Here is a 17,798-nt window from a genome sequence, read left to right as displayed (position 1 = left end):
TTTATTGGTTTTTTAGCTTTAATAACCGCAGACCGTTTAAGGTGACAAGCAAGGTAGCTCCCATATCGGCAAAGATAGCAATCCACAGCGTCAGCCATCCTGGTATTACGAGCAGCAGAGCGAGCAGTTTTATACCGATCGAAAAAACGATATTCTGCTTAATAATACGGAGCGTTTTGCGGCTGAGCTGTACCGTAAATGGAAGTTTCTTTAAATCATCTGCCATAAGTGCCACATCGGCCGTTTCAAGCGCCGTATCTGTGCCGGCACCGCCCATCGCAATCCCAACTGTTGCATTGGCCAAAGCCGGGGCGTCATTTACCCCATCCCCAACCATGGCCACTTTGTGATTGTTTTTCATCAAGTTTCTAATAACATCAAGTTTGTCTTGAGGCAAAAGTTCGGATTGAACACGTTTAACCCCTGCAGTCGTACCGATCGCTTGTGCTGTCTGTTCATTGTCTCCTGTCAGCATGACCGTTTCTTTTATTCCTAATGCATGCAAACGCTGAAGTACAGTCGGGCTCGAGCTCCGTATTTCATCTGCCACAGCCAGAACCGCCGTGATTTTCTTATCGGTTCCCATCACCATCACGGTTTTGCCCTTTGTTGTCCATTCTTCAATAAGCTGATTGATATGATCTGTTAATAATGCTTTATTGAAAAAAGAGGGCTTTCCGACATAATACATAGTGCCGTTAATTCGTCCTTGAATACCGTTCCCAGTAATTGAGTTGAAAGCTTCTACGTTTACGTTTTTGTAATCAATGTTTTGCTTGCCGGCCTGCCTTGTAACAGCTGCAGCAAGCGGATGCTGGGAATGATTTTCTAATGCTGCCAAGTAAGAAAACATTTCTTTTTGATCGTCAGCGAAAATGGTGATATCAGTAAGAGAAGGAACGCCATACGTCAGCGTACCGGTTTTATCAAACGCGACCGCTCGAATAGCTCCCATTTCTTCTAAATAGACGCCGCCTTTGATAAGAACACCATTTTTTGCAGCATTGCCAATCGCTGTTACCACAGAAACTGGAGTGGAAATAACGAGCGCACATGGACAGCCGACGACAAGAACAGCCAGCCCTTGATAAATCCAGGTGCTCCACTGTGCTCCAAATAATAAAGGAGGAAAAATGGCAACGAAGAAAGCAACGATCATAATCGCAGGCGTATAGTATTTAGCAAAGCGGTCCACAAAAGCTTGGGACGGCGCTTTTTCAGCCTGTGCTTCCTCAACGAGATGAATGATTTTAGCAAGCGTCGTATCTTCTGCGCGTTTGGTAACTTCTATTTCAAGGAAACCTTCTTCATTAAGCGTACCTGCAAAAACATCATCTCCGGATTGCTTTTCAGCCGGAACCGATTCTCCGGTAATGGCTGCTTGATTAATCGTGGAGACGCCTTTTGTAATACGCCCGTCCATGGCAATTTTTTCGCCAGGTTTGACAAGCAGCGTGTCGCCAATTTTTATATCATCTACTGATATAACAGTTTCTTGTCCATCTCGCCGAATAATTGCTTCATTCGGTGCGATCTCCATCAGTGACGTAATCGATTGCCGCGCTTTATCGATCGAAAACCGCTCCAGTGCTTCACTAATCGCAAATAGAATTACAACGACAGCACCTTCTCCGTATTCGCCAATCAGCACCGCACCAATAATCGCCACCGTCATTAATGTTTTCATATCAAACCGCAGGCGGAAAAGGTTAAAAACTCCCGTCCGGAACAAAGAATGTCCGCCGATAACAATGGAAGAAAGATAAGCCAGGATCGTATAAAGATGATGTTCTCCAACAAACATATGAGAACACACACCAACTGCCAATAACAGAAGAGACATCATTAATGATGCATGCTTTTTCCAAAAAGGCTCTTTTTTAACCGGCGTTTGATCTTTTTCATGACGCACGGATATATTTTCAAAGGCACCGGCTTTTTCCAGTTTTTCGACAGATACGTCTCCATAAACGGTTAACTTAGAGGCTGCAAAATTCACATCTGCACTGTTCACACCATCCAGGTGCTTCACGTTTTGCTCAAACGTGTCTGCACAGCCTGCTCAGGTTAAGCCTTGTATGCGGTAAATTTGTTTTTGATCGGTATCAGGCACGAAGCTCACCCCCTGGTCATTTGAACAATCAAATGAATATTTGAATATATTCTCATATTACTCAAATAGATGTTTGAATGTCAATGGATTTGTAAGGAAAAATATAAGCATATTAAAAGGGAAGAAAGCCTCTGCTTCAGACATATTAACGTGTGTAAAAAGATGTTCATTCGTTTCGTTAATAAATTTGAGCTAACACGTTCTCCTTTAGAAAAACATCCGGAAAGATTCCGGATGCTTTTGAAACAGGATGCTGTTTTTACAATTCATATATATCAATCGAAGCGCCGTTTTCAAAGGTTTGTTCAAATAATAACTTGTCCAATTTTTCCGCCACTGATTCTGGTGAAAGGAGTTTTCCTTCATCTTTATAAGATTGGAACGTTTCGACAGCTTGAAAATCTTCTTCTGAAAGAGAACGAATATTTTCTTGCATCGGTGTATCAACAATGCCAGGAGCAAATGACAAAAATCGAACAGGGAAGGCTTGGTTTTCTTGTTGTTCAAGCGCACAAGTACGAGTGAACATATCCAACCCGGCTTTTGTCGTACAATACACACTCCAGCCGTGCATTGGATGTTGGGCTGCCCCTGAAGAAACGTTCAACACCGTTTTAAGGACATCAAAAGAAAGGCTTTTTTTCATAAATGAAGATGATAAAATCATCGGAGCGAGCAAGTTTAATTGTACGGCAGCTTCGGCGTCTGTTGGCTCCCATTTGTCTGCAGGGGCAACTGGCTCAACCATTCCGGCATTGTTAATTAATGTAAGAGAAGAAACTGCTTCTTGGTTAATGTTTTGAAAAATAACCGGAACAATCGCTTCCATTTGATGTCTATCAGTTAAATCACAGGAAAAATGATCAAGCGAAGCCCCCGTTTTGCGAGCTTTTTCTGCTAAAGATTCGTCTTTTGAACGAGAAATCGTATAAAGATGGATGTTGTCGTTTTGTAAAAAATGCTGCGCTGCTGCAAGCCCAATCCCGTGTGACGCTCCGGTAAGAATAATGTGATCCAATTTTAGTACCTCCTAAAAAAATAGAAAAAAATAGTAGTTTATTATTGTAGCAAAGAGGGTATGAAAGGAAACTAAGTATAGGTTTCTCATAACATTGTTTCCTTCTTTTATAATAAATACATAGGCATCTAACTAACTAAATCAAACCATTACATTTTCAAAGGTGAGTGATAACAATGAATTTAGCTTATCAAGAAGGACAGGATATGAAAGCATTTTTAACGGAAAATAAAGATCAGTTTGAACATGAATTACTGCAAGAGGCAGTGAATGTGAGAGAAAAAATCGAAGAAATTCAGCTGATCGGCAATATTAATCTTATAGATAACGCTCACAGATTAGTGACGTATGTCGTTGAACAAAAAGAAGCAGACCTCATTGAATTTTCAAAGCAAGAAGGAGTAGCATGGGCAAAATACAAGTTAACCTTAACTTTTAAACTTGAATGGGTGCAGGCGATAAGAAGAACACTGTGGAAATTCCTGCAATTCTATAGTCATTTGAGGGACAATAGCAGTGACGACACGGATGATTTTTTTGTGTTAGAGAAAAAAATCAATGATTTCATCGATAAATTCCTAAATTCCTTTTTTCTCAGCTATTCTACATACAAAGATAAATTGATTGAATCGCAAAGTAAATTAGTGGAAAACCTCTCCGTACCGCTTATTCCTGTTACAACCGCCATGTGCGTACTGCCTTTAATCGGAACCATAGATGAATCAAGGATGAAAACAATTGAAGAAAAAGTATTGATGGAAATAGGAGAACAACGGATTCAAACGTTAATCTTGGACTTATCCGGAATCGCAGAAATGGAAGAAGTCGTTGTCGATCATTTAATGAAAGTCATCGAAGGCGTCTCCATCATGGGAAGCGAACCGATTATTACAGGTGTACGCCCAGAAGTGGTAAGAAAAATGATTGATTTAGGAATTAATCTAGAAAAGAAAGCAGAAACAAAAGGAAGCCTCCAACAAGCGTTATCAGACTTTTTTATTACGTCTTCAACTGAGAAATAACGCAAGACTCTCCCATTATACTTTTTATGGTGAGAAATCAGCCGTCAATCCCAAAGGGGAAAAAAACAGAGAAACCGGCTGTCATGAGGGTCAATAAAAACCGTACAATATAGTTTATGCAAAGTGGAAGGGGCCGGGTTATCTACTTGCGCTCCTGTGATGTCAGCAATTTCAATCGCCCCTTCTCATTTTTAAAAACCATCCTTCAATCATAATGTTGTCATTATAAACATATTCTTCAAATTCCTCAGGTGTTTGAAAAAGGTATTTCTTTTTCATGCCCACCCTCGTTCCATCCAAAACGTCATAATAGCTGCGGTTCCTAACATTGCATCGAACCAAGAGCATCTATAGTAAGAGTACTGTCCTACTCATACCCTTAATGAATCGACTCCAAACACCCGCAAAATATCGGGAAGAATAGATGGCCACCAAAAGAAGTAGGGGAGGATACATCCGGCGTGGCGGCGCTGATGTGCTAACAGGTCTAATGCTTTATACCAGCCGGTCCTCAGCCATCAACGCGAGTTCGCCATCCTCTCTCGATATTTGTAGGCAAATAGTCCCTATGGCGAGTATCGGCGAGTAAAAGAACAAGAACGGCGAGTAAAAGTTCGAAGTCGGCGAGTAAATCAGAGAATCTGGCTAGTATTGTAAAAAAATGGAACCGGCGGTGTTAAGTACTCCAAATAATAAATATATACACAGCAAAACAAAGCGGATATCTCTACCATTCCAAGTGATTTGACGAAAAAACGGCCGGTTCTGATTTGAAATCGCTGTTTTTTTCATTCGTTGTCTTCAAATTTCTCGGCATATATACTTCGCTGATCCTCAGGAGCATCCAAACAAACAGAGCGGGATGCCAATTTCAACCGTATTATTAAGGACCACATTTTCCAGAGCTGCTGCCAGAACTGTTTATCTCACTCCGAAACTTTTCAGGTACAGCCTAATAAGAAACGAAGAGTAAGGTAAAGAAACGGGCATAGTTTTCCTGAAACAATCCCATTCTCTATTCAATTCTATTCTATTCCACTTCTGTTAAAAACGAATAGGACAACCTGCCTTCCACGTTTTCATACACCAATCAGCAACGACCTCACATTCATATTTTCTAGGCTTTCCTCCGCCCATCCATTTTGTTCCATACGCATACGGCCAACTGCGGTTGGTGTTCACTGTTAAACGTAATGTTGCTTCGGTTTCTGGTTTAAGCGCTATGGCCTCCATATTGTCGGCAATTTGCATCGGAGAAGGAGCAACTGTTTGAACCGCTCGACTTTCCCCATCATCGGCTTTTTGTATCCATTCGTACCACCCACTTTGGCACACGTTTTATCATTTATTTCTACTGTTCCATTAAACATTGTTTTCATCGGTTTCACCGGCTTACGGAGCAGATTTTACTTTAGGATTGGAATCCTTCAGAAAGAAACAATAGGTTTGTCATGACACGTGCGACAAAGTTAGTTTTCATTGTTATTGAATCAGCAGCATGAGGTAACCTAAGATGAAAATAGTCTCAAGTTATTATTTTTAATACTTACGTTTTAAAAGCTTCCGCCATTTGACTCGGCGGTAAGACAGAATTTTCTAAAGAAAGGAGAAAACCATGGCTCAATCAAATGCAAAAGTTGCAATACAGAAGTTTGGAAACTTCCTCAGTTCGATGGTTATGCCAAATATCGGTGCTTTTATAGCCTGGGGGTTAATTACTGCGTTATTTATACCAACTGGTTTTATTCCAAATGAAAGCCTTACCAGTTTAGTGGACCCTATGGTTACTTATTTGCTGCCTCTCTTAATTGGTTACACAGGAGGAAAACTGATTCATGACCAGCGCGGCGGTGTGGTTGGTGCGATCGCCACAATGGGGGTTATCGTCGGTGCACCGGACACGCCGATGTTTTTAGGTGCTATGGTTATGGGACCGATTGGGGCATTTGTTATTAAGAAATTTGACCAGGTGATCGAAGGAAAAGTGAGAGCGGGATTTGAAATGCTCGTGAACAACTTCTCAGCTGGTATCCTTGGCGGGGCTCTTGCAATTCTGGCGTTTCTCGGTGTAGGACCAGCAGTGGATGCGTTTACAGAAGTGCTTGTTGCCGGTGTGGACTGGCTCGTTATGGCCGGATTACTTCCGTTAACAAGTATTCTCATTGAACCTGCTAAAATTCTATTCTTAAATAATGCGGTTAATCATGGGGTGCTGTCCCCCATCGGTCTGGAACAGGTGCAGCAAGGAGGAAAATCGCTTCTGTTCCTGTTGGAAGCAAACCCCGGTCCAGGTCTAGGTGTCCTGTTAGCTTTTATGCTGTTTGGAAGAGGGACGGCAAAGATGTCAGCTCCCGGTGCAGCAATCATTCATTTTCTTGGCGGGATTCACGAGATTTACTTTCCGTACGTGTTAATGAAGCCTATGCTGATTGTATCTGTTATCCTTGGCGGAATGAGCGGCGTGTTTACACTGGTACTATTAGGCGGAGGATTGGTTGCCCCAGCATCTCCTGGTAGTATTATTGCGATTACCGCGGTTACTCCTCCAGAAGGGATGGCTTATATCGCGAACTTCGCAGCGGTTATCGTAGCAGCGGCCGTGTCCTTCCTGATTTCTGCCATAGTGCTGAAATCAAGCAAGAAACAGGATGAAGATATCGATGAAGCGACAAAGAAAATGGAACAAATGAAAGGGAAAGAAAGTTCCGTCGCTGGACAAGTATCGGCCAATAAAGGCACAATGCCAGAAGACGTAAATAAAATTGTGTTTGCGTGTGATGCCGGCATGGGTTCAAGTGCTATGGGGGCGTCTCTTCTTCGTAAGAAAGTGAAAGGCGCCGGCCTGGATGCTGCGGTGACAAACACATCGATCAGCAACCTCCCAGCTGATGCAGAGATCGTGATAACACAAGAGGAATTAACAAACCGGGCCAAAAACAAGCTGCCGGATGCTTATCACATTTCCGTCGACAACTTTTTATCAAGTCCAGAATACGATAAGCTCATTGCCGGTATGCAGGGCGGTGTAACAGAAGAACAAGCAGAGCTTGTGGAAGAATCGGAAGAAGAGGCCGTAGACACAGAACCTCATATGGATGAAGATGACGATCTGTTACTCGAGGAAAACATCTTTATCGGCCAGGAGTTCTCTACAAAAGAAGAAGCGATCCGATTTGCAGGAGAGGCATTAGTAAAAGCGGGTTATGTAGAAGAAAATTATGTGGATGCGATGATAGAACGAGAAGAAATCACCTCTACGTATATGGGCAATAACGTTGCGATTCCGCACGGCACCGAAGACGCTAAAAAAGCTGTCCTTAAATCCGGCTTTACTGTCGTACAAGTTCAAGATGGAGTGGACTTTAACGGCGAACAGGCGAAATTGATCTTCGGTATTGCAGGAAAAGACGGTACTCATTTAGAAATCCTATCAGGCATTGCGGTCATTTGTGCCGAACAGGAAAATGTCGATAAAATGATAGAAGCCAAAACGGCAAAAGAATTAAAAGAAATGATCAACAGCAAATAAATAATTGACAAGAGAAAGGCGGGTATTCCTGCCTTTCTGTTCTACATTTTATACTTTAGAAAAGCTAAGGACTCGGCGGCAAGCCAAGTTTTTTTACACTTTAGGAAAGTTTAACTTTGTTAAAGGATCAAATTATAAGCAAAACTACGACTTCCGCCATTTGGACTTGGCGGTAAGCCTAGTTTTTCTAATAGAAAGGAGTGATCTTAATGGTTATTACATCCAGAGAAAAATCCATTATTGATTTAATCGTAAGAACCTCTGGAAAGCATACGGTTCACTCTCTTTCTGCTTTTTTACATGTAAGTGGAAGAACGATTCAAAGAAATTTGAAGTCGGTAGAAAAAATTTTAAACGAATATGATTTAACGCTGAAATATACCGAGAATGAAGGGCTTTTTATCGATGGGAAAAATGAACAAATATACAGACTAATACAGAACTTAACGGATGTTGATCCCATAGATGAAACACCTGAAGAAAGAAAGCTCAGTTTGCTGGTTACATTACTTCATGAAGGCCCTTCTTTTAAAAAACAGATGCTTGCCAATCAGCTCGGGATCAGTATTGCCACTTTAACAGCCTATTTGGATGATTTAGCAGACTGGTTAAGTAAATTTTCTATTACCCTTACGAGAAAAAGGGGAGTAGGGGTAGAGCTTTCCTCAGATGAAGCCAGCAAACGACGCGCGCTAGCAAGCTTCGTTTTAGTTTACTTTTATGAGGACATCATTGAAAACTTGTATGTGCTGCAAAAAGGGAATTACTTAAAGGAATCTGTGCTTGGGTTTTTTTCACCCGAATACTTGGTAGCAGTTGAGAAGATCGTGAATCAAACGCTGACTAATGAGCAGGCAAAATTAATCGACAGCGATTATATCGGACTGATTGTTCATATATGCCTGTCGATGCAGCGAACCGAAAACAACTTTGTTTTGCATGATGATAACACGGAAAATGATGATACAACTGAATACAACGTGATGGAAAAAATATGCGAAGAATTGAAAGAAAGATTTTCGGTTCCGTTAACGAGCAGTGACATTCATTTTTTAACTGTTATTTTAAAAGGCTCTAAAGTACAAGATGAAGGGGCCGTCTATTACGACAGCATCCTGCTCGGCCAGCTGATTAAAAACGTTATACAAGATGTTTCGTCTCAGCTGCATGTCGATTTGTCTGATGATTTTTCATTGTATCAAGGCCTTCTGGCGCACATGGAGCCTTCGATCTTTCGTTTAAAACAGCAGATGGAATTGTTCAATCCATTAACCGAAGATATTAAAAGAAAATACCCGGTGTTATTTATGGCCGTGAAAAAAAGTTTGAAGCTAGAATTTAATGATATTGACTTTCCAGATGACGAAATTGCCTTTATCGTTCTTCATTTCGGTTCTGCTCTTTTGATGAATGAAGAAAAGGTAAAAATAAACGCCGTCGTCGTCTGTCCAACAGGGATTGGTGCTTCGAAAATGCTGGCCAGCCGTATTCAAAAAGAGCTTGCCGAAATTAATAATGTGGATATTTTATCAATGAACGATTTCCACTCTGCCAATCTCGAGCAATACGATATCGTTATTTCTACAGTAAGACTACCGTTTACCGATGTGGAATACACGTTGGTAAGCCCGCTGTTAAGCGACAAAGATATAGGATTTATCCAAAATTACTTACAAAATAATGTAGAGAAGCTGACGGAAAAAAAACAATATTTAAAACCTGCTATTCAGCGGGAGACAAAAACTTCTTACCATGGAACCGAAGTGCGAAATCTGCTGCAAGAAATAAAAGATGTCCAATCCAGCATGGAAGCTATTCTCCATCATTTTCGAGTTTACCGAAAACAGCAGGCAGACAGCCATATGAAAGTTTTAAAAGAAATGGTAGAACAAATAGAGAAAGAGGATCTCATCCAAAACGCAAGCAACGTGCTGCAGCAGCTCGAAGAACGGGAGGAAAAGGGCGGACTTGGAATACCGAACACTAACATGGGCCTTTTTCACTGCCGTCACGAAAGTGTGAAAGAGCTGATCTTCCAGGTCTCCCATTTAGATGAGCCGTGTAAAGTGAAAGGAATGGACGGCGGGGAAATGCAAATAAAAAGCCTGCTTTTAATGCTCGCTCCCGCAAACTTAAGCAAGAGAGAACACGAAATACTAAGCATCATCAGCACAAGTTTGATTGAAAGTAAGACATCCATGTTGATTTTCTCCTCGTCAAACGAAGCCATGATTGAAAAGAAATTAGAAGATTTATTTTTAGATTATCTACAAAATCATTTAATAAAGGAATGATAATCGTGAAACAAACCGTTCATTTTGGCGCAGGAAATATAGGAAGAGGCTTTATCGGCACATTATTTTCCCAATCCGGCTACCATGTAACCTTTGTTGATATTGCTGAAGAGATTATTAATAAAATAAATGACGAAAAAAGCTATCACGTCACATTAGCTGCCGAGAAAAAAGAAACGATAACCGTTGATAATGTGTCCGGATTAAATAATCTGCATCAAGAAAAAGAAGTCATAAAGGCCATTCAACATGCCGCTTACTTGACGACGGCAATCGGCCCGAATATTTTGCCAAAAATTGCTCCGTTAATGGCCCGCGCCATATCCGAGCGTGTCCGTACGACCGATGAAAAGCTGTATGTGATCGCATGCGAGAATCAAATCGGCGCAACAGATCTGTTAAAAAAAGAAATAGACGCTCATCTCGAGGAAGAAACAAAAGAACGATTGGCAGACAAGGTCTACTTTTTTAATTCTGCGGTCGACCGGATTGTACCGATGCAGGATCAGGACTCACTGGATGTTCTGGTAGAGCCGTATTATGAATGGGTTGTGGAAACAAACGAAAGCATCCCGCCAGTTCAAGGCATGAAGATAGTGGAGGATCTCGCCCCATTTATTGAACGAAAGCTATTTACCGTCAACACCGGCCATGCCGTGATTGCTTATCTTGGCTACTTGAAAGGAAAATCCACCATAGATGAGACGCTCGCCGATGAAGAAATAGTAAAACAGGTCAAGGAAACATTGAAGGAAACCGGCGCCTATTTAGTAAAACGATATGGTCTTGATAAAGAAGAGCATGAGTGTTATATAACAAAGAATATCGAACGCTTCAAAAATCCGTATTTGAATGACAGTGTCACAAGAGTAGGACGCGCCCCCATCCGTAAGCTAGGTCCTGAAGACAGATTGGTACGGCCAACAACAGAAGCACAAAAAGCAGGCCTGCCTTACACGAACCTCGCAAAAGCCATCGCTGCAGCGCTCTTGTTCGATGATCCAGAAGACGAACAAGCAGTGGAAATCCAGGACATGCTGAAGGAAAACGGTCCTCGGCATGTTCTAAAAAATGTAAGCGGGCTCGATGAAGACAGTGAAATCATAAAAGAAGTCATAAGGCAGTATGAATCGTTAAAGGGCTAAGACGTAGGAAGGCCTTCTCAGAAAGTCTTTAAAACTTTATAGAGGCCATTTCAATCAGAAAAAATACAATCACCCGACAAATAACCCCGAGCTTTTTCGGGGTTATTTTGCGTTTTATAAGTAAAAAAAGTATATTTTCTTCCATTTTATTCATTCTAATACATAGACAGCTTATGCAAGGAGACATCGAGATGGGGCGATTAGTAAAAGGCATTAAAAGAAAAATGTTGGAGAGTGAAAAGATTTTCCGGAAAATAATATGAATAAAACTGGAAAGGTGCCTGGATATTTGGACAGAGATCTTTTCAAAAACATCGATACCATCAAAGCAGCTCTTCATAATAGTTCTGATATTGTGACCCGTTTCTTTCAACTTTTTAATTCGCCTGTTCAAGCTTCTATTATGTATTTAGATGTTTTAGTTGATGCAAAAGAAATACGGGATCACATCCTTGCTCCACTTCAATTCATGACTGAACTCGGAGAAAACAATCCAGAAAATAACAGGGAGGATTTTTTAAAACTAGTCGAAAATAAAATTCCTACAGACGGGCGGTTAGAAGAAACCGGTGATTTAGATGAAATTGTACAGCAATTATTAGCTGGAAAAACAATTTTATTTATTGATGGATTAAAAGCAGCCATCATTATGGATACCGCCACCGTTGTAGCTAGAGATATTGAGGAACCAGTCCAAGAGCATCTAATCCGAGGGCCAAGAGATGGATTTACAGAAGAGTTTAAGAATAACATAGGGTTAATTCGGACAAAAATGAAAAATCCTTCATTAACAATAAAAACAATGGAAAAAGGAGTACGCACAAAAAGAAAGATAGCCATTTTATATGAGGAGTCGATTGCACGGAGTGAAATTATAGAAGAAGTACAATCCCGGCTTTCAATGATACAGATCGACGATCTTCCAGACAGCGGCTTTATTGAACAGCTTATAGAAGATAATACCCTTTCTGTTTTCCCACAGATTCAATCGACCGAAAGGCCGGATAAAGTTGTGGCAGCATTATTAGAAGGAAGAGTCGCCATTGTTTTAGAAGGAACTCCTTTTGTACTTATTGTACCAGTTACGCTCAGCCAATTTATTCACTCACCGGAAGATTACTATGAACGCTGGTACATAGGTTCTTTTATAAGAATTCTGCGTTATTTTGCTGTATTTTTAGCGGTCTTTCTGCCAGCAACCTATGTTTCCTTAACTTCCTACCATCAAGGGCTGCTGCCAACAGACCTTGCCCTTTCTTTTGCTGGTGCTAGAGAAGGTATTCCTTTTCCTTCCTTTATAGAAGCTTTGCTAATGGAAGTTACTTTAGAGCTATTAAGAGAAGCTGGGGTACGGCTTCCTAAGCCGCTTGGGCAGACCGTTGGTATTATAGGAGGTATTGTTATTGGGGAAGCAGCTGTTACCGCAGGAATTGTAAATCCATTAATGGTAATCGTAGTGGCGATGACTGCCGTTTCCAATTTTGCGATTCCGTCTTACTCATTGGCTATTTCGCTTCGTATTCTTAGGTTTGTTGTCCTTTTATTTGCAGTCGTGTTAGGGATGTATGGGATGATTTTATTTTTTATATTATTAATCACACACTTGCTCAGTTTGAAAAGCTTTGGCATTCATTACTTCACTCCATTTAGCCCATTCACGAAATATGACTGGCGCGATTTTATTTTACGGATGCCTATTCAAGTGCTGAACAAACGTCCCACCGTGTTTCATCCTAAAGATAAAGTAAAGCTTCCTAATAAGGGGACAGAATAATGTTTGTCACAAAAGATCAAAAATTTTCCACAGGTGCACTTATCATGTTAACGGCTTCGACGTTATTAGGAGTGGGGATTTTAACGGGTCCGCGTTCAATAACTACTGCTGTAGATGGATTTGGAGGATGGTTTACTGTACTTCTTACCGGTCTGTTATTTATTTTTCTTGCTTATGCTGCTGCCTATTTAATAAACATGTTTCCCGGAAAAAATATCATACTTTTTGGTTCGATTATTCTGCCAAAACCTATTAATTATACGATTTGTTTCCTTTATTTATTATACTTTGGCATTTCAGCAGCGTTGTACAGTCGAAACGTAGGCGACGTTATGAAACTCTATGTACTTGATACGACACCCACGACCGTCATTATCGGAAGCTTTTTATTGGTGACCACTTATACAGCAGCTCAAGGAATAAATGTACTCGTAAGAATCAATATTTTTTTGTTTCCTATCATTTTCGGAATGCTAGGAATCATCTTATTTCTTAACATAGGAGGAGAGTTTGATTTAAACGAAGCACGTCCGTTTTTTGTTGGTGATTTTTTTACTGTTTCTACTCAGTGCTTGTTGGGATTTACAAGAAATTGAAGAAAGAGGCCTGGTGATGGGACTTGCTCTAGATCTAACAGACGAAGAGCCGGAAGATACGGAAACGTATGAAGAATGGAAAAGAAAAGGCGAACCGGATAGAGTTCGATTAACCGGACAAGTAGCCGTACCAATGGAGCAAGGCGCCGACGGTCAGTCCGGGACAGAAACCCAGCCTTATTTTAACAGTTCGACAGTGTCCCACTCTGTTTTCGATGCGTTAAGACTGTTTTCTACTAGAAGTTCTCGTACCTTTACATTGGATCATTTAAAAGTAGTTGCCATTAGTGACAAAATTGCCGCAAGCGATCATTTTAATGAAGGCCTGTTGGATTTTTTCCTAAGAGACCATCAGATGCGGCGGAAAATGCTGTTTTTTGTTACAGAAGGAGATGCTAGTAGTCTTCTTGAGCTAAAAGGACAATTTAATGATATACCGGCTACGAAAATAGAAGCTATCAGCGAAAATTATCAAAGGGCAAACCGCATTCCCCATCCATTTGCGATAGGGACGCTAAGTGATGAAATTGCAAAGGAAACCAGTTTTATTATACGAAAGGTTAAAGTGACAAAGGACAAAGACATAAAAATGGCCGGGGCATTGTTATTTGATGGCAAATACAGCAAATTAGCAGGAGAGTTAGGTGAGCAGGAAACGATTGCTTACAATTTAATAGTTGGAGAACATAAAAACGGTATAATTACAGCACCAGATAAACAAGGGCATATAGTAGCATTTGAAATATTCACCGCCGACTCAAAAATAAAACCTAAAATAGACGGTGATAATATATCCTTTGATATCGATATTTCTGCAACCGGTCATTTAGGAGAAGCCCAATATCCAAGGAACAATCCGTTGACTTCTAAGTATATTAAAGAGGTAGAAGAAGTAATGAAGGAAGAAATAGAATATCAAGTAACCCAATTAACACATAAATTACAAAAAAAATTTCAATTAGATCCTTTTAATTTAATAGATGAAATACGGGTAGAGGATTATAAAACGTACGAAAAAGTGAGAAGAAACTGGGATCAGCGGGATCGTATGTTTTCTGATGTGCCGATTCGTTTTCATGTTGACACCAAAATAGAACGAATTGGAATAACCGGCAAACCAGAACAGAAAGAGGAATAAATGATGAATTGGGATATTATATCGGAATTTGTAGATAGTACGCGACTATGGGCAGCATTAAGTTTATGGGTCATTTGTTTCGGGTTTTATTTTTCCTATAAACGTTTAAGCGAATGGATCGCTCCTCCATGGAAAAAGGAAATGAACCAGCAAAAGCAGGAAACAGATAAAGAGTGAAGTGTATAGGTTAGTTAAGTTTAGAACAAAAAGGGAGATTAACATCAAGTTTATTGAAGGAGGAAAAAGCAATTTTCTTGTTTATAAGTTGCATAAAAACGAGTATAACAGTTTTTTGTGTCTTCCGAAAAACATAATATATTTTCCGTTAGCCCAGTTGCGAGAGCGCCGGTGTTTTTAATATGAGGGTAAAGACCTCTTTCACAAATGAATGGGGGTCTTTTTGTAAATCTTTTATTGAGCTTATGCATAAACAGTTCATACTTAGAAAACGTTTTGAAGGATAAATAGAGCGAACGTTCATCAGCTATAGCGACATATTTACGTTAAAGTGAAATTAAGCAAAACAAAATTGGATATTAATGCTAAAATTAATGTGAAATTGTGAACATTTGCACTTAAACTAAAGGTTCAGATTAGTTGATCAAGAAAAATAAAAACATTCTATATCGAATAGTTTTTATTTTTATCATAATTTGGTGATGTACTAGAGTGTGTTAATATGCGGTCTAATACTTTTTCAGTAAATGGCATAAAGTAATTAAGTATTAGTCCCCCTAAACAAACGATTAATAAAGTTCCAACCCCAATTGGTCCAAAATCATTGCAGATATCAAGAAGACGAGGTAAATGAATGTTCTCGAAAAAAATATATTTGTTCTAGTTAGTTTTTGTATGATTAATGTTAATTGGTCAACTAGAATCGGTGCAAAATTTGTATGTAAATATGTTGCAGTTCCTAATCCTATAACAACTAAGCCGATTCCAAAACAAACAACTTTGCTGTACCATAATTCAGGTGTTATCAAATTGTTCAATAAAAAAAGCCGCATATCAATACCAATACCCGTTATAAATGCTGTTAACAACCCCAAAATTTCTGGTCTTTGTCTTTTTAAAAATGAATTACAACATATCAATATTAAAGCTATTATTATTTCCCAACTTCCCACAGTAAGCCCCGCATTTATGGAAATCACTACCAAAAAAGGCATCAAAAGGTGAAGTTCCAAGGTCTGATTGTATAGTTAAAGAAATACCAAGGGTTAATATTAAAATTCCTAATACATAAAAAAAATTTCACTTTATTTGACCTCTTTTTCATAATTTTTTATTGCATTTGCAACAAAGTTAGGTTAAATTTAATATAAGCTATTTTTATTGCACTTGCAACAAAAATATATACTAAGGAGTTCATTATGAAGGAAATTCTTCGTGAAATTGGAATGATAGCAAGGGCACTAGATTCTATAAGCAATATAGAATTTAAAGAATATGACCTTACAAAAGGGCAGTATTTGTACCTTGTGCGAATATGTGAAAACCCGGGAATCATTCAAGAAAAGTTAGCTGAGATGATAAAAGTAGATCGAACAACAGCAGCTCGAGCTATAAAAAAACTTGAAATTAATGGATTTATTGAAAAAAAAGAAGATAAACATAACAAAAAAATTAAAAAACTCTTTCCAACAGAGAAAGGGAAAAATGTTTATCCTTTTATAAAAAGAGAAAATGATTATTCTAATATCGTAGCATTAGAGGGATTTTCCGAAAGAGAAGTAGAAACCATTTTCAATCTTCTTCAAAGAGTAAGAAAAAATATAGAAAAAGACTGGGAATTTGTAAAAAAAGGAAACAAGAGAAATTATTGATTATGTAAAGGAGAGACATTTTTAAATGACTATAAATATAAAAAAGTGTACCCTTGAAGATTTACGCAAACTTCAAGAAATTAGTTATGAAACATTTAATGAGACATTTAAGCATCAGAATTCACCCGAAAATATGAATGCCTATTTGGAAAGGGCATTTAATTTAAAACAATTAGAAAAAGAATTATCCAATATTTCTTCGCAATTCTTTTTTGTTTATTTCAATAATGAAGTCGCTGGATATTTAAAGGTCAATACCAATGATGCTCAGTCTGAAGACATGGGTGATAAATCACTTGAAATGGAGAGGATTTATATAAAGAACAAATTTCAAAAACATGGGCTTGGTAAATATCTGCTAAATAAAGCTATGGAAATTGCTATGGAACGTAATAAAAAGAAAATTTGGCTAGGTGTATGGGGAAAAAATGAAAATGCTCTTGCTTTTTATAAGAAAATGGGGTTTGTTCAAACTGGAGCCCACTCTTTTTTTATGGGTGATGAAGAACAAGTGGACTTTATAATGACCAAAACACTCATATAACTTTTTTTGAAAGGTGGATTATTGTGTATATACCTAAACATTTTAAAATTGATGATGAAGAAGTAATTTATGATTTTATCGAAAATTATGGCTTTGCAACCTTATTTTCTCAGCATAAAGGAGAACCCTATGCTACTCATCTTCCACTGATGTTAAATAAATCTGAAAATGCTTTATATGGTCATTTTTCACGTCCGAACGAGCAATGGAAGGATGCTGCAAACCAACAAGTCCTTGCGGTTTTCCAAGGTCCTCACTGTTATATTTCACCTACTTGGTACGAAACAACTAAAGCAGTACCTACTTGGAATTATGTGTCTATCCATTTATACGGAAAGATGGAGATTGTCGAAGATAGAAAAGTAATATTCGATTCTTTAAATGACTTGGTAAATAAATATGAAAGCCCTGATAGTCCATACAATTTAAATGATGTTGAACCTAGTTTTGTTGAAGGAATGAGTAAAGGAATTGTAGCGTTCAGAATAAAAATCACAAAAATTGAAGCAAAAGCTAAATTAAGCCAAAATCACCCTGTGGAACGACAAGAATTAATTATTAAGCATCTAGAAAACACTTCTCAACAAGATAATATACAAGTAGCATCTCTTATGAAGAAAAATTTATAAAAATGCAAATAAAAATCATTCCTTATTGAACTAGAGTTTTCGCAGCACGCAGGAGGAATTTCACTTCTTTTCTTACAATTGCTGAAGGCTGTTCAATTGAGCTTTTCTTTGCAGATAAACTACGCTTTGAAAGCGAGTCCAAGCCATCATGCCTATATTTTGGAAAG

14 protein-coding genes and 1 pseudogene are annotated in these 17,798 nt (G+C 38.9%); 11 read left to right on the top strand and 4 right to left on the bottom strand.

Going from position 1 to position 17,798, the window contains the following annotated elements:
- Position 1: 1 nt before the first annotated feature.
- Together CEF16_RS08080 and CEF16_RS08075 are read right to left on the bottom strand one after the other, a co-directional pair.
- Positions 2–2,122, bottom strand: a complete 2,121-nt coding sequence (locus tag CEF16_RS08080; RefSeq protein ID WP_096241743.1) for a heavy metal translocating P-type ATPase — start codon at positions 2,120–2,122, stop codon at positions 2–4.
- 250 nt (positions 2,123–2,372) lie between these two features.
- Positions 2,373–3,131: a (S)-benzoin forming benzil reductase gene (locus tag CEF16_RS08075; protein ID WP_091585128.1), complete on the bottom strand. Its 759-nt coding sequence runs from the start codon at positions 3,129–3,131 to the stop codon at positions 2,373–2,375.
- A gap of 176 nt (positions 3,132–3,307) precedes the next feature.
- Here CEF16_RS08075 and CEF16_RS08070 point away from each other — a divergent pair, with 176 nt between their 5' ends.
- A complete protein-coding gene (locus CEF16_RS08070) occupies positions 3,308–4,153 on the top strand; it encodes an STAS domain-containing protein (RefSeq protein ID WP_091585130.1) in 846 nt (281 codons plus the stop codon).
- 1,044 nt (positions 4,154–5,197) lie between these two features.
- Here the strand turns inward: CEF16_RS08070 and CEF16_RS08065 are convergent.
- Positions 5,198–5,488 carry a hypothetical protein gene (locus CEF16_RS08065; RefSeq protein WP_091585132.1) on the bottom strand — a complete coding sequence of 97 codons (291 nt, stop codon included), beginning with the start codon at positions 5,486–5,488 and terminating at the stop codon, positions 5,198–5,200.
- A gap of 280 nt (positions 5,489–5,768) precedes the next feature.
- Between CEF16_RS08065 and CEF16_RS08060 the strand changes: the two genes are divergently transcribed.
- The 7 genes from CEF16_RS08060 to CEF16_RS23655 all read left to right on the top strand — a co-directional run bounded on the left by CEF16_RS08060 (position 5,769) and on the right by CEF16_RS23655 (position 14,806).
- Complete coding sequence (locus CEF16_RS08060; RefSeq protein ID WP_091585134.1) at positions 5,769–7,682, top strand: PTS mannitol transporter subunit IICBA; 1,914 nt, start codon at positions 5,769–5,771, stop codon at positions 7,680–7,682.
- A gap of 209 nt (positions 7,683–7,891) precedes the next feature.
- Positions 7,892–9,976: a BglG family transcription antiterminator gene (locus tag CEF16_RS08055; RefSeq protein ID WP_091585136.1), complete on the top strand. Its 2,085-nt coding sequence runs from the start codon at positions 7,892–7,894 to the stop codon at positions 9,974–9,976.
- A gap of 5 nt (positions 9,977–9,981) precedes the next feature.
- Positions 9,982–11,121, top strand: coding sequence for a mannitol-1-phosphate 5-dehydrogenase (locus CEF16_RS08050; RefSeq protein ID WP_091585138.1), 1,140 nt, complete (start codon positions 9,982–9,984; stop codon positions 11,119–11,121).
- A gap of 289 nt (positions 11,122–11,410) precedes the next feature.
- The gene (locus CEF16_RS08045; protein ID WP_170031709.1) at positions 11,411–12,895 is read left to right on the top strand and encodes a spore germination protein; all 1,485 of its coding nucleotides are present in this window, start codon (positions 11,411–11,413) and stop codon (positions 12,893–12,895) included.
- Positions 12,895–13,491 carry a GerAB/ArcD/ProY family transporter gene (locus tag CEF16_RS08040; RefSeq protein WP_091585142.1) on the top strand — a complete coding sequence of 199 codons (597 nt, stop codon included), beginning with the start codon at positions 12,895–12,897 and terminating at the stop codon, positions 13,489–13,491. The genes CEF16_RS08045 and CEF16_RS08040 overlap by 1 nt, the downstream gene beginning before the upstream one ends.
- Positions 13,439–14,629, top strand: a complete 1,191-nt coding sequence (locus tag CEF16_RS08035; protein WP_245917979.1) for a Ger(x)C family spore germination protein — start codon at positions 13,439–13,441, stop codon at positions 14,627–14,629. Before CEF16_RS08040 ends, CEF16_RS08035 begins: the two co-directional genes overlap by 53 nt.
- Positions 14,630–14,806 carry a hypothetical protein gene (locus CEF16_RS23655; RefSeq protein ID WP_170031706.1) on the top strand — a complete coding sequence of 59 codons (177 nt, stop codon included), beginning with the start codon at positions 14,630–14,632 and terminating at the stop codon, positions 14,804–14,806.
- A gap of 444 nt (positions 14,807–15,250) precedes the next feature.
- Here CEF16_RS23655 and CEF16_RS08030 read toward each other — a convergent pair.
- Positions 15,251–15,865: pseudogene (locus CEF16_RS08030) on the bottom strand (YczE/YyaS/YitT family protein).
- A 140-nt stretch (positions 15,866–16,005) separates the two neighbouring features.
- Here CEF16_RS08030 and CEF16_RS08025 point away from each other — a divergent pair.
- The 3 genes from CEF16_RS08025 to CEF16_RS08015 are packed head-to-tail and all read left to right on the top strand — an operon-like array spanning position 16,006 to position 17,631.
- Positions 16,006–16,458, top strand: coding sequence for a MarR family winged helix-turn-helix transcriptional regulator (locus CEF16_RS08025; protein ID WP_091585146.1), 453 nt, complete (start codon positions 16,006–16,008; stop codon positions 16,456–16,458).
- A 25-nt stretch (positions 16,459–16,483) separates the two neighbouring features.
- The gene (paiA, locus tag CEF16_RS08020; RefSeq protein ID WP_091585148.1) at positions 16,484–17,002 is read left to right on the top strand and encodes a spermidine/spermine N(1)-acetyltransferase; all 519 of its coding nucleotides are present in this window, start codon (positions 16,484–16,486) and stop codon (positions 17,000–17,002) included.
- A 23-nt stretch (positions 17,003–17,025) separates the two neighbouring features.
- Positions 17,026–17,631, top strand: a complete 606-nt coding sequence (locus CEF16_RS08015) for an FMN-binding negative transcriptional regulator (RefSeq protein ID WP_091585150.1) — start codon at positions 17,026–17,028, stop codon at positions 17,629–17,631.
- Positions 17,632–17,798: the final 167 nt, after the last annotated feature.

This window comes from Alteribacillus bidgolensis, assembly GCF_002886255.1.
Lineage (GTDB): Bacteria > Bacillota > Bacilli > Bacillales > Marinococcaceae > Alteribacillus > Alteribacillus bidgolensis.
This window is presented reverse-complemented; position numbering and strand designations above follow the sequence as displayed.

Bases quoted from the DNA above. Each gene is read 5' to 3' on its own strand.
- CEF16_RS08070 (WP_091585130.1), top strand. From the start codon at position 3,308: ATGAATTTAGCTTATCAAGAAGGACAGGATATGAAAGCATTTTTAACG.
- CEF16_RS08060 (WP_091585134.1), top strand. From the start codon at position 5,769: ATGGCTCAATCAAATGCAAAAGTTGCAATACAGAAGTTTGGAAACTTC.
- CEF16_RS08055 (WP_091585136.1), top strand. From the start codon at position 7,892: ATGGTTATTACATCCAGAGAAAAATCCATTATTGATTTAATCGTAAGA.
- CEF16_RS08040 (WP_091585142.1), top strand. From the start codon at position 12,895: ATGTTTGTCACAAAAGATCAAAAATTTTCCACAGGTGCACTTATCATG.
- CEF16_RS23655 (WP_170031706.1), top strand. From the start codon at position 14,630: ATGATGAATTGGGATATTATATCGGAATTTGTAGATAGTACGCGACTA.
- CEF16_RS08025 (WP_091585146.1), top strand. From the start codon at position 16,006: ATGAAGGAAATTCTTCGTGAAATTGGAATGATAGCAAGGGCACTAGAT.
- paiA (WP_091585148.1), top strand. From the start codon at position 16,484: ATGACTATAAATATAAAAAAGTGTACCCTTGAAGATTTACGCAAACTT.